Source organism: Ruegeria atlantica (assembly GCF_013033965.1).
Lineage (GTDB): Bacteria > Pseudomonadota > Alphaproteobacteria > Rhodobacterales > Rhodobacteraceae > Ruegeria > Ruegeria atlantica_D.
In genome coordinates, this window is record NZ_WQFE01000003.1 from 189,430 (window position 1) to 202,326 (window position 12,897).

11 protein-coding genes are annotated in these 12,897 nt (G+C 58.0%); 2 read left to right on the forward strand and 9 right to left on the reverse strand.

Annotated elements, in window-relative coordinates:
- The first annotated feature begins 1 nt into the window (after window position 1).
- Window positions 2-757 carry a ParA family protein gene (locus GOW16_RS07250; protein WP_170412502.1) on the forward strand — a complete coding sequence of 252 codons (756 nt, stop codon included), beginning with the start codon at window positions 2-4 and terminating at the stop codon, window positions 755-757.
- Window positions 754-1,221, forward strand: a complete 468-nt coding sequence (locus tag GOW16_RS07255) for a CYTH domain-containing protein (protein ID WP_170412505.1) — start codon at window positions 754-756, stop codon at window positions 1,219-1,221. Before GOW16_RS07250 ends, GOW16_RS07255 begins: the two co-directional genes overlap by 4 nt.
- Here GOW16_RS07255 and GOW16_RS07260 read toward each other — a convergent pair.
- From GOW16_RS07260 to GOW16_RS07300, 9 genes are all read right to left on the reverse strand, one after another.
- Window positions 1,218-2,588: a sensor histidine kinase gene (locus GOW16_RS07260; protein WP_170412508.1), complete on the reverse strand. Its 1,371-nt coding sequence runs from the start codon at window positions 2,586-2,588 to the stop codon at window positions 1,218-1,220. The genes GOW16_RS07255 and GOW16_RS07260 overlap by 4 nt on opposite strands.
- Window positions 2,581-3,261 (reverse strand): response regulator transcription factor, encoded by a 681-nt coding sequence (locus tag GOW16_RS07265; protein WP_170412511.1) that lies wholly within the window; start codon window positions 3,259-3,261, stop codon window positions 2,581-2,583. Before GOW16_RS07265 ends, GOW16_RS07260 begins: the two co-directional genes overlap by 8 nt.
- A gap of 181 nt (window positions 3,262-3,442) precedes the next feature.
- Window positions 3,443-4,885 (reverse strand): Do family serine endopeptidase, encoded by a 1,443-nt coding sequence (locus tag GOW16_RS07270; protein WP_170412514.1) that lies wholly within the window; start codon window positions 4,883-4,885, stop codon window positions 3,443-3,445.
- Between the two features lie 758 nt (window positions 4,886-5,643).
- A complete protein-coding gene (locus GOW16_RS07275; RefSeq protein ID WP_170412517.1) occupies window positions 5,644-6,243 on the reverse strand; it encodes a nucleotidyltransferase family protein in 600 nt (199 codons plus the stop codon).
- A gap of 31 nt (window positions 6,244-6,274) precedes the next feature.
- Complete coding sequence (locus tag GOW16_RS07280) at window positions 6,275-8,692, reverse strand: GcvT family protein (RefSeq protein ID WP_170412520.1); 2,418 nt, start codon at window positions 8,690-8,692, stop codon at window positions 6,275-6,277.
- A 182-nt stretch (window positions 8,693-8,874) separates the two neighbouring features.
- The gene (locus tag GOW16_RS07285) at window positions 8,875-10,182 is read right to left on the reverse strand and encodes an HlyC/CorC family transporter (RefSeq protein ID WP_170412523.1); all 1,308 of its coding nucleotides are present in this window, start codon (window positions 10,180-10,182) and stop codon (window positions 8,875-8,877) included.
- A 63-nt stretch (window positions 10,183-10,245) separates the two neighbouring features.
- Complete coding sequence (locus GOW16_RS07290; RefSeq protein ID WP_170412525.1) at window positions 10,246-11,199, reverse strand: tyrosine recombinase; 954 nt, start codon at window positions 11,197-11,199, stop codon at window positions 10,246-10,248.
- 2 nt (window positions 11,200-11,201) lie between these two features.
- Entirely contained in the window at window positions 11,202-12,725 is a 1,524-nt protein-coding gene (locus GOW16_RS07295; RefSeq protein WP_170412530.1) for a hypothetical protein, read from the reverse strand.
- Complete coding sequence (locus tag GOW16_RS07300; RefSeq protein ID WP_170412533.1) at window positions 12,715-12,864, reverse strand: hypothetical protein; 150 nt, start codon at window positions 12,862-12,864, stop codon at window positions 12,715-12,717. Before GOW16_RS07300 ends, GOW16_RS07295 begins: the two co-directional genes overlap by 11 nt.
- Window positions 12,865-12,897 lie beyond the last annotated feature (33 nt).

A 12,897-nucleotide genomic window follows, 5' to 3' on the forward strand; every position in this document is an offset into this window, starting at 1 on the left:
AGTGAAGATCATTGCCTGTTACAGCAACAAAGGCGGTGTCGGTAAAACCGCGACCTCGGTCAATCTGGCTCATGCCTACGCCGGGGCTGGGCACAAGGTTCTGCTGTGCGATCTGGATCCACAAGGTGCGTCCAGCTTTTATCTGCGTGTAAAGCCGTCCAAAAAACTGACAGATGCACGGTTCTTCGAGGATATCGCGCGTTTTACCAAGTCCATTCGCGCCAGTGATTTCGATAACCTGGACGTGCTTCCCGCAAACATGACGTTCCGGGATTTTGACGTCTTCCTGTCGCGAATGCGGAACAAACGGTCGAGGCTGAAAAAAGCGCTGGTCTCGGCGGGCAGCGACTATGAAGTGATCATTCTGGATTGCCCGCCTAACTTTTCGACCCTGTCCGAAAACGTCTTCAAAGCTGCTGATCAGATCGTTGTGCCGGTCATCCCGACAACACTGTCCGAGAGGTCTTTTACTCAGTTGGTCGGGTTTTTCGCGGCCAATAAGCTGCCCAAGAAAAAATTGAGGGCGTTCTTTTCCATGGTGCAACAGCGCAAGAACCTGCACCTTGAAACGATGGCTGCGATGCGAAATCTCTACCCCAAGCGGTTCCTTTACAGCACGATCCCGTTTGCGGCCGATATTGAACGGATGGGGCAGAACCGTGCGCCGGTTGGAGAATACGCGCCGCGCAGCGTTTCTGGTTCCGCCTATCGAAGGCTGTATGACGAGTTAGAAAACGGAGTTGTTTCAAAGCGATGAGCACTGAAATTGAACGCAAGTTTCTGGTGGAGAGCTTGCCGGACCTGTGTGGAACACACAAGGCAGTTGTTCGCCAAGGCTATCTGACCGCACCGGACGATTCCACGGAACTGCGTCTGCGACAGAAGAACGACAAGTACTTTCTGACCCTCAAAGGGGCGGGTTCTTTGGTGCGGGTTGAACGCGAGGCAGAGATCACCGCCGAGCAATTCGAAACCTTCTGGCCGGAGACTGAAAGACGCCGGGTGGAGAAAGAGCGATACACCGGAAAGTTACCGGATGGACGGGTGTTTGAGCTGGATATCTTTCTGGGGAACCTCGCGCCGCTTCGGCTGGTCGAGGTGGAATTCAATTCCGAAGCCGAGGCGCGGTCATACACGCCGCCCTCGTGGTTCGGAACTGATGTAACAGCAGACAAACGCTATAAGAATAAGATGATGGCAATCAATGGCCTGCCCGACTAAGGCTTGCGCGCCAGCTTGATTGTGGCCTCAAGTCCGGGGTGGCAATTGCGCGCCTCGAATGCGCCTTGATGCATGTGGGAAATCGCCGCGACCAATGCCAGACCCAGACCCGAGTTGCGCTCGGTCCTTGCTGGATCAAGCGTCACAAAAGGCACCTGCAAACGCGGTAAATCCTCTTCAGGTACTCCCGGGCCGCGGTCACGCACGCTCAGGCACGTAAAGGGTCCGTTTTCTGAAAGGGTGATCGTGATTGCCGTCTTTTCCGGTGCATAGCGCATGGCGTTTTCCAGCAGGTTCGACAGCGCCTGTGATAGAAGCGGGCGGTGACCCCGAACAGTGTCGGCGGTACCGACAACTTCCAGTGAGATACCTTGATCAGCCGCAACCGGTTCATAAAGCTCGACAACGTCACCGATCAGTTGCTGCAGATCTACGGGTTCGAACTGTTCCCGCCCCACACCGGCCTCGGCGCGAGAGATTTCAGTCAACTGCCCAAGAACGCGCAGCACATGGTCGATTTCAGCTGTTGCGCGGGCCACGTCGACCTCGCGGTCCAGATCGGTTTTGGACGGATCGGACAGCGACTCGACCCTTTGGCGCAGGCGGGACAGGGGGGATCGCAGGTCATGGGCGATTGAATTTGAGGTTGTACGCAGATTGCTGATCAGTTCTTCAATCCGGTCCAACATACTGTTCAGGGTTCCGGCCACCTGATCCAACTCGTCCCCGGTTCCGCGCAAAGGCATGCGGCGGGACAGGTCGCCCGACACGATGTTTTCCGCCGTACCCGCAAATTCAGACAGGCGGGTGAATACCAGCCGGGTGAAAAGCCAGCCCGTCAGAAGGCTTAGCGCCAGTGCAATCGCAAGCGCCAACCCAACCGCGCGCAACAGCGCCCGGTCGAATTGTTGCCGCGCAAGGGCATCGCGCCCAACCAGCAGGCGTTCGCCGCCGGGCAAGCGCACCGAGGCGGCCGAGATCGGCACCAACTGGTCGTTATCCGCCCTGCGAAGGTCCAGATCGACCCAGCCGCTGCCTGCCGTGACATCCGCGGGCCAGTGTTTAAGGTTGCCGGCCAGCTTCACGCCGAAACGGTCGGCTAAAAGATAAAGCGCATCCCGCTCGGACGCAGTTGGAATCCTGCGCTCAATGGCTTGTAACAGGCCAAACAGGCCGCGCCGTTCATATTCATCGGCCAGGCCGGTCAATTCGGCGGACACCACCGAACGGGTCTCGCCTTCGATGCTGCGATTGGCGGTGAAGTAGACCAGCCCCAGCACGATTGCGGTCAACAAAGTGCTGAGAACCATGCTGGCAAGAACGAGGCGGGTGCGAGAATTATTGAACGAAAGTCGTAGGTTATCCATCAGATATCATGTAACCTGCGCCTCGAACCGTTTCAATCAAGGGCGTCTTGCCACCCTCATCCAGCTGGCGACGCAGTTTTGAGATATGGACGTCGACCACGTTAGTATTCGGGTCGAAATGGTAATCCCAAACACCCTCCAACAGCATGGTGCGCGAAACCACGCGGTTCTTGCGACGCAAAAAGAACTCAAGGATCTGGAACTCACGCGGGGTTAGGGAAATCTCTTGTCCATCGCGTGTGACTTTGCGTGTCAGCAGGTCCATCTCAAGATCGCGGCAGGTCAGCGTCGCGGTTTCCTCGGATTCCTGCGGGCGCCGCAACAGGGCTTCGATCCGCGCGTGCAATTCCTGAAAAGAAAACGGCTTTACCAGATAGTCATCCGCACCCGACCGCAGGCCCTTGACCCGTTCGTCAACCGCGCTCATCGCGGTCAGCATTAGGGTAGGGGTTTTGACCCCGGCAGCCCGCAAGGACCGGATCATAGACAAGCCATCAAGGCCGGGAAGCATTCGGTCCAGAACAATGGCGTCGAACCCACCATCCGTGGCGTGGTACAGACCCTCGCGCCCGTCTGCGGCCTGCTCGACCACATAACCTTCCTCGCCAAAGCCCTTGGCGATGAACTCACGAGTGTCCTCGTCATCTTCGACGATCAGCAGGCGGCGGCTCATATTTTGCGTTCCTTTCTAGCGGGATTTAAACACAAAAATCCGGCAAAGCACATGATTTGCTTAAACTACGTGCCGGGTGCGTTGCAGCGCACCCGGCAGTCTCAGCGGAATGCGGACAATTCAATCCGCCGAGAAGGCGCACACCAGAAATCCCCATCAAATGGCGTGCGCGGACTTGGGATCAGGCGATTTCCACCGCCACGAAGATCTGATTTCCGCCCCGGTTGATCAGCACCAGTGCAGGGTCAGTCTTTTCGCTGTCCAGCGCGGCCTTCAGCGCGTCCGGTGAGGCGGTTTCCTGGTTGCCCAGTTTCACGATCACGTCGCCGCGTTGCAGACCGGCTTTGGCCGCAGGGCTGTCTGGCTTCAGATCTGTCACAACGACACCATCGACGTTTTCACCAACGCCCATCTGGGCGCGGTTGCTGTCGGTCAGCGGCGCGACGGTCACACCCAGAGCAGTGCCCGAGATACCTTCGTCCACCGATTTGTCGATCTCGGTCGAGGCGCTTTGATGCTGGCCGATTGTCAGCTCAACCTGCTGTTCCTTGCCATCGCGCAGAACGGTCATGACGCTGTCGGTGCCGACTTTGGTTGTGCCGACAAGGATCGGCAGGTCGCTGCTGGAGTCGACGGCTTCATCATTGAAGGTCAGGATGACATCACCCTGTTCCAGCACACCTTCTGCCGGGCTGCCTTCAACGACATCCGATACCAACGCGCCGGTTGAGGTATCGATACCCATGGCTGCTGCGATTTCTGGGCTGACATTCTGGATCGACACGCCCAGCCAGCCGCGGCTGACCTGACCGTCATCTCGCAGATCTGCAGCGATGTGTTCAACGATGTTCGAGGTCACGGCAAAGCCCAGACCAACCGACCCGCCGGTAGGAGAGTAGATGGCCGAGTTCACGCCGATCACTTCGCCTTCCATGTTGAACAGCGGACCGCCCGAATTGCCTTTGTTGATGGCAGCATCGGTCTGAATGAACTCAGCGTAGGGTCCGGCCGAGATGTTGCGGCCTTTGGCCGAAACGATACCGGTGGTCACGGTTGAATGCAGGCCGAACGGGTTGCCGATGGCCACCACATCCTCGCCCACACGGATAACTTCGCTGTCACCCATCTCTACGGCTTGCAAGGTTTCTCCGGCGTCGATCTTTAGAACGGCGATATCGGTCAGCGGGTCGGTGCCCACGATCTCGGCCTCAAAACTGCGATCATCGCTCAGGCGGACGGTCACGGTCGACGCATTGTCAACAACATGGTGGTTGGTGATGATGTATCCCGCCTCGTCGAGTACGAAACCCGATCCCAACCCCTGGGCCGGTCCGCGCTGAGGTGCTTGAAAGCCTTCGGGTGCGCCGAAGCGTTTGAAGAACTCACCGAACGGGTGGTCTTCAAAATCAAAGTTCTGTCCTTGTCCCTGTGCTTGTGCGGGCATGATGTCCTGCTCGGCGATGATGGTCACCACCGAAGGGGACACGCTTTCGACCAGATCGGCCAGGGCTTCGTCTGCCAGCGAGGGCAGAGCGGTCGTGGCCAGTAGCGCGGCACTCAGCGCGGACGCGCCAACGAGGCCGGTTGCGCGTGGCAAAAGCAGTGAGGATTTACGGATGCTCATTTTGGTCTCCTGTTTATTTCGCGCGATTGCAGCCGCGCGTTATCCGAGGAGATGAGGCATCAGTCTGTGAGTTTCCTGTACCGAGGATTAAGAAATCTTAATTTCGCCACAAACAGGTCGTTCCATACCGGCGATCAATTCAATACGCAGCGAATCGTTTGCTACGAATCGGTCGATTGTTGCCGATTCGAAAGTCAAACCCTGAATAAATCAGAATTGATTCAGTTTTGTTAACAAAGGGTCCAATGAAGGCCTCGGCGAAAAACCGCTCATCTCTTGGTTGTTGGATGTTTTGGCGAGCTGACCATATCAAGTGTATATGCGCCCGATTAGGTTTATATATGCTCAATAAAGAATATGCATAATGCCAAATTTGGCCCAGGGTTGGTAAAATTGCGATCTACTATAGGTAGAATCTATCTCGGCGGGTTGTTGCGCAAAAACCATTCCGACACCCAAAAAATTAACCGTTCTTTCCAATTTTACATTGTTTGGATGAGCCGTTTGGGTGACGATGATCTTGCCCAAGCGAAAGGGGGAGCCGACGGCACTAGGGGGTGCCAACGGCTTGTCACAGTCACTGGAAGCGCTGAGCGGCATGTTAACGAGGGGGTCTTGTTTAGGTTCAGCGGCGGAATAGCCAGGGTGCCATAGGCATTTTTGGCAGCGTTTTCAGGATTGGTGAAAAGTGGTAGTCCTGTTTTGGGTAAGCGGCCCGGTCGATATCGACCGGGCCGCCTTTCATTTTGGCAGACGTTTTAGGAGGACTTCTGGGATCGCCAACGCGCCCAATCTTCAGGTGTGTCCAGATCCAACAAGGCGTTTTGGTTAGGCAACAGCTGAAGGTGCACCGCATCTTTGTGAGCCTTAACAACAGACTGCGCACCCTCATCACCGGCCAGCTGACTGAGCTCACCGAACAGCGGCCGGGCGAACACAACCGGATGGCCGGGCTTTCCCGCCGAACTCGCTCCCCGCCAGATCAAGCAATCGGGATAGTCATGAACAGACTCCGTGACCTTTCTCAGATCGTCAGCAGTGATCTCGGGTAAGTCTGCCAGCAACACCATTACTGCTTTGGAACCGGCCGGCACATGCGCCAGGGCACCGCGCAAACTGGCGTTCATGCCCTCATCGGCGTCGGGAATACCAACAGCAACAACGCTCAGTCCTTTTAGGGCGTCATGGCGGGGATGCGGAGCAGGGGGCAGCGCAACGATCACTGGACCAACCTGCAATGCTGTTTGCGCAGAGCGCCGAAGCAGGGGCAGGCCATCGACGCTTTGCATCAGCTTGTCTGCGCCCGCCATGCGGCGGGATTGACCTGCGGCCAGAAGGATGATGGGAATATCGCTCATGCAACCACATAGCCGTCGTGGCCGTCTATTGTCATCCCCGCATACGCGCACCGTCCGCGTCGAATAGTGGGGTAGAGATCACGCGCGCCTTGTGCATTTGGCCCAGTATCTCAATCTCGATTTCCAAACCGTCACGCGCGCGGTCCGAGGGTAGGAAGCCCATGGCGATTGACTCCTCGGCACAATGCGAATACCCGCCCGAGGTGCAGAACCCGACGACTTCACCCTCCAGCCAGATCGGCTCATAGGCATTCACGTCGGCGTCGTCAGCGTCTACTACAAACGAAACCAACTTGCGCGCTGTGCCTTCGGACCGTTCCTGTTCGGCCGCAGTTCGACCGATAAAGTCCGTGTTCTTGGTGAAGGCGATAAAGCGATCCAGTCCGGTTTCGGCAGCTGTGTAATCGGGTGAGAATTCGCGCATCCAGGACCCAAAAAACTTGTCCAGACGCAGGCTCATCATCGCGCGCATACCGAAGGGCACCATACCATGGGGCTGCCCGGCTTGCCAAAGAGTCCACCACAGTTGCCGTTGCGCCATCGGATCGCAGTAGATCTCATACCCCAGATCTCCGGTGTAGCTGACCATTTGAACAATGCAGTCGGTCATGCCGACAATCATGCGTCGAACGTCCAGAAACCTGATATCCGAGATGTCCATCCGGGTGCATGCTGCCAGAACCTCGGCGGCCTTTGGCCCTGCGATCTGAAACCCGTTCAGACGGTCACTGATGTTGTCGATTGTGACTCCATCGTCCTGGTGCTGCAGGAACCACCGCATGTGGAAAGCCTGGCTGCCGTATGATGCGGTCAGCTGGAATTCGGTATCAGCTAGGCAGGACACGGTGAAATCCCCGATTAGCTTGCCCTTGGGCGACAACATGGGCGTCAGCGACATCCGCCCCGGCATTGGGATGCGTCCCGCCATGATCCGGTCCAGCCAACCTCGCGCACCCGGACCGGTGATACGGTATTTTCCGAAATTGTGGATTTCGTTGATCCCGACACCGTTTCGGACAGCGCGAACCTCACGACCGGTCGCTTTAAAGGCATCCGAGCGGCGGAACGAGGGCGTTTCATAGCCGGGCTCATCTCCCTGCGCAAAATAGTTGGGGACTTCCAGCCCGTATTGCTGCCCCCAAACTGCACCGAGGTCGCTGAAGATATCGTACATTGGTGTGGTCCGGTTGGGACGCGCTGCAGGTAGTTCTTCGTTTGGATAGGCGACGCTAAAGCGTTTTTGGTAATTCTCGATCACTTTCGGGCGGGTATAGCCGGGGCTGATCCAGTCGCCGAAGCGGGCGACATCCATGGCGAACACATCGCGTTCCGGCTCTCCTTCAATCATCCACTGCGCCAGCGTCAGTCCAACGCCGCCACCCTGACTAAATCCGGCCATCACACCGCAGGCGGACCAGTAGTTGCGCATGCCCGGCACTGGCCCGACCAGAGGGTTCCCGTCCGGCGCAAAGGTGAACGGGCCGTGGATCACCGATTTGACGCCCGCTTCGGCCAAGACAGGAAAACGTTTGTACGCGAACTCGATGCTGTCGGTGATCTTGTCATAGTCGTCGGGCAGCAGCTCGTGCCCAAATTCCCACGGCGTGCCGTCCACAGCCCAAGGCTTGCAGGGTTGCTCGTAGAACCCGATGCACAACCCGCGGCCTTCCTGCCGCAGATAGCTTTCGCCCGCCGGGTCCATCACGTGCGGATGTTCGCCGCCCGCGTCGATGATCGCCTCGATCTGGGGGATGTTGTCGGTGACCAGATACTGGTGCTCCATTGGGTGCAGCGGGAAGTAGATGCCCGCCATCGCGCCCACCTCGCGCGCCCAGAGGCCGCCCGCGTTGACCACATGCTCGGCATGGATCGTGCCCTTGTCGGTGACCACATCCCAGGTGCCGTCCGGGCGCTGATTGGTCTCGCGCACCATGCAATGGGTTTCGATGGTGGCGCCGCCCATGCGTGCAGCCTTGGCATAGGCGTGAGTGGTACCCGAGGGGTCCAGGTGCCCGTCGAGCGGATCGTACAAAGCGCCGATGATGCCGTCGGTATTGGTGATCGGCGCGATTTTCTTGATCTCGTCGGGGCCGACGATCTCGGTCTCAAGCCCCATGAAGCGGTGCTTGGCGCGTTCGGCCAGCAGCATATCGAACCGATCCTGATTGTCCGCCAATGTCACACCGCCCACATGGTGCAGGCCGCAGGACATGCCGGTGATCTCTTCCAGTTCTTTGTAAAGCCGGATCGTGTATCCCTGCAGCGCCGCCATGTTGGTGTCGCCATTCAAAGTGTGAAACCCGCCTGCCGCATGCCAAGTCGATCCGCTGGTCAGCTCAGAGCGTTCCAGCAACATCACATCTGACCAACCCAGCTTGGTCAGGTGATAGAGAACCGAACATCCAACGACTCCGCCGCCGATGACAGCAACTTGGGTTGTGAGTTTCATGTACGTCTCCTGATGGCTATGCCGTCAGTCTCAATAGGAAAATCGCCATTGCAATAGCGTCAGCGACAGAAAGTGTCGCGGAATGCGATCCGGGCAGTGTGGTTGGCAGGGCTTGTGCTCTGGCAAAATAAAACCGGCGCTCAGGTCTGAGCGCCGGTGTTTTCGGTGCTATTTCGCGCTCGTCAAAGAGGGCGCACTTTCAGTTCCGTAATCCGGTTGCCTTCACGCTGAGTCACCTCAAAGCGGAAGCCGTGGAAGGAAAACACCTGACCCACGATCGGGATCATCTGCGCCTCGTGAATGACAAGGCCCGCAACGGTGTTGGCCTCTTCGTCTGGCAAGGACCAGTCCATCGCGCGGTTGGCGTCGCGAATCGTAGTGGCCCCATCGACCAGAAACTGCCCATCGTCCGTCCGGGTCACGCCAACCTCTTCGTCGATGTCGAACTCATCCGCGATCTCGCCCACGATCTCTTCGAGGATATCCTCAAGCGTGATCAGACCGCGCAGCGATCCGTATTCGTCCACTACCAGCGCAAAATGGCTGTGCATTCGAAGGAATTCGCGCATCTGATCGTCCAGAGTGGTCGTCTCGGGCACGAAATAAGGGTCATTGGCGACCTTGAGGATGTCGAATTCTTTCAGCCGGCTATCGGCGCTTTCGCTGCCTCCGGCATGGGCATACATCGCGCGGAACAAGTCCTTAGCATGGACAACACCCACGATATTTTCCTGTTCGTCCCGAAAGACGGGCAGGCGGGTGTGGCTACTTTTCAGACATTGCTGAAGGATAGATTCGGGCGCGGCGTCGGCATCAATCATCTCGATGTTCGAGCGGTGCAGCATGATCTCTTCAACCGTGCGGTCGCCCAGATCCAGCGCGCCAAGAATACGATCGCGATCCTCTTTTTCGACCACGCCTTCCGAATGGCCAAGCTGCAGTGCACCGGCGATTTCCTCGCGCACGGCCAGAATGTTGCTGTCCGGGTCGATCTGCACGCCGAACAGGCGCAGAACACCGCGCACCAGCAGCCGTACAGCCGCAACGATAGGCGAGAACACCGTCACGACGATGCTGATGATTGGCGCCACGGCGGCGGCGGCCTTTTCCGAGTTGGTGATTGCGTAAGTCTTGGGAAGAACTTCGGCGAAGATCAAAACCAGCAGGGTCATCACAAGCGTCGCCAGCGCAACACCGCTTTCACCGAACAACCGTGTGAAAAGGGCAGTCGCAAGCGATGCGGCAAGGATGTTGACCAGGTTGTTGCCCAACAAGACCGAGCCGATCAGCCGTTCGTTGTCGTCGGTGATGTCCAGCGCCTTTTGCGCACCGCGCGACCCCTTGTCGGCCTGTGCACGCAGTTTTCCGCGCGAAGATGCGGTCAATGCTGTTTCAGAACCCGAGAAAAAGCCCGACAGGACAAGCAAAAGCAGAATGGCGCCTGTGGTAAACCAGAATGCGCCGTCGATCAGAGAAGAAGAGGGTTCCATCGGTCCTTGGTTGTTCGTGTTTCTGCAATCGTTATGGGGTCGCTGGCGCGGCGGATCAAGGGGTTAGCCCGCGTCATCGCTGTCTTTGGCCAGCGGGTGATGCTGCAACACAAGCTCTGACAGGCGTTCGTCCAGGACATGCGTGTAGATTTCCGTGGTTGCGACATCGGCATGGCCCAGCAGGGTCTGGATCGACCGCAGATCAGCGCCGTTGGCCAAAAGATGCGTGGCAAAGGCGTGGCGCAGGGTATGCGGCGTCACTTTTTCTGGTGAAACGCCACCCTCCACAGCCAGTTCCTTGACCAGCAGGAAAAACCTGTGTCGGGTCAGGTGGCCGGATTTGCCACGGGACGGAAACAGGAATTTCGAGCGCTGACGCCCATCTGCGACCTGCTTGTCTTCGGTTTCATCCCTGACAAGCAGCCACGCTGCCAATGCATCCCGCGCCGGAGGGGACAGTGGCACCATCCGTTCCTTGCCGCCTTTGCCCATCACAAGCAACATCCGTGGATCACCGCGGGCCGAGGAAACCGGTAGTGAAACCAATTCAGTTACCCGCATCCCGGTGGCGTACAGAACCTCCATGAGGCAGGTGTTGCGGATCCGGTCTGCTTCCTTACGGCCTGTTCGACGCGCGGCTTCGAGCAAACGGTCCACTTCGGCCACGTCCAGCGTTTTAGGCAGGCGTTTTTGCCGTCCCGGGCCTTTGATCTGTATGGCTGGGTTGGTTTCAAGCCAACCTTCTTCGAACGCGAAACGGAACAGTTGCTTGATCGCAGACAGCCGACGCGCGCGCGTGGAACGGGACAAACCCTGCGCGTCGCAGTCTATCAGGTATTGCTCGATCTGTTTTCTCTGGGTGTTTGAAAAGTCCGCCTTTCGGCGATCCAGCCAGGACGAAAACTCCTTCAGATCGCGCCCATAGGCCAGCAGTGTATTTGTTGCAGCCCCTAATTCAGCGGCCTGAGCTTGTAAGAATGTGGAAATCCATAGCTCTTGAGTCGCCGGGGCTGTCATGATCAGCTGTCCTGCAGGATCAGCAAGTTCAGCGCGGCGCGGCGGGCGGAGTCCTCAAGACCCACACGGCGCAATGTCGCGATGGCCGCCGTTAGATCGACAAGATTGCCGCGTGAGCCATGCGCGAACCGCTGCATGGTCTCCAAAATCGCTTCGCCCAACTGATCGTTGTTCAGCATCGTTTCGATGTTCGACGGGATCGGGGCAGCCCATGCAAACCCTTGCGCCACCGCGTCCGCCATGGGTGAAGGTGAGCGCGCACGGCCCGGATCGCCTTGCGCCAGCGCAGCCAGAAAATGACTTTCATCAGACGGATCGGGAACAGACAGAGCTGCCGTCTCATACATCTCGGACAACAGAAGGATATGCCAGCGCAGTTGGTCCGCAGACTGGTCCGTCAGTTCGAACTGTGACAGGCGTTCTGCGAACAATTCCGCAAAGGGCACTTCAAGACCGACGAGACGCATTTGTGCCCACACGACCTTCAATGCCTTGGCGATCTTTTCGGGATTGCGGGAATCCAGCGCAGCTTCGAACCGCTGAACGGCCGAGACCCTGTCCCAAACCGCACCGGATGCGGCCGGAGAACGCTCGGTATAAAGGCCCAGCAATTGATTGGGTGTCAGCGCGCCGATCCGGGTCAACCGCTCAGCCGCTTCGATCTGCGCCTTCCATCCGGCCACGTCTCGCAGGTCGGCATTCGCAAAAGCACGGGGCAGAGGGGCCGATGGCAGGCGTTCCCCGATTGCCTCAAACAAGCGAAAGGTCAGCGGGCTTGGGTCATCCGGTTGCGGCAGGTATTCGGCATCCTCAAAAAGCTCGGGGCTGAGAAAGCGATCCAGCACATCCAGCTCTTCTGGTGGCAAAATCTGCAGCGCATGCGCTGCTTCTAGCGTCAAGGCGGCAGACGGCCAGTCTCCGCGTCGGGCCTTGCAGAAAATCTGTGCGGCGTAATCCTGTGACAGGTGCGGCTTTGCGATTAGCGACGTACAGCTGCGATCCTCATCTCCGGTCAGCAAAGTTGCGTCAAACCAACGCTGGAACCGGCCGCGTGTGTCGGTCGGACCGGCCAGTTGGACCAGCGATTGTGCGGGGTCGGCTGCGCCAAGCTGCATCAAGCGGTCGATCCGTGCGAGCAGCAGCGTCTCTTCGGCACCTGTACCCGCCGGCGCACGGGCCTCGGACAAGATCAGGGTAAACAGCAAACGCTGCATGGCGGGGTTATAGCGAACCGGCACATTGGTGATCAGTTCGGCCAACCGGTGGGCATCACTGTTCTGCCAAAGGTGCACCGGCAGGCCAGTAACGGACGACGACACAAGGCCCAGCGGCTGCGATAGAGCCTCAAGCGGAGAGACCTCGATATCCGGCTGAATGCCTGTCTCTGTGACTGGGGGTTCCAACAGAACAGTCCCCGGCAGATTTTCCGGAGGGTCCGTCAGCCAATCGATGACAGAAAGAGGAGCCTGCTGCGCCTGTGCTGAGCCAGCCAACAACAATGCAGCCAGTGCGGCTTTATTCAACATTCAGGATTACCGGCTCTCGGATCTCGTCTTGTGGGGCCGAGAAATCCACCCCGAAAATCGGACCTAAATAGGCGTATCCCGCCAGCCCGACAAAACACAGGCAAACAATATATATCAGGAACTTGATCAGACGGCCCATTGCTCAACGCTGCCCCAATTTTGTCTTTTGCCA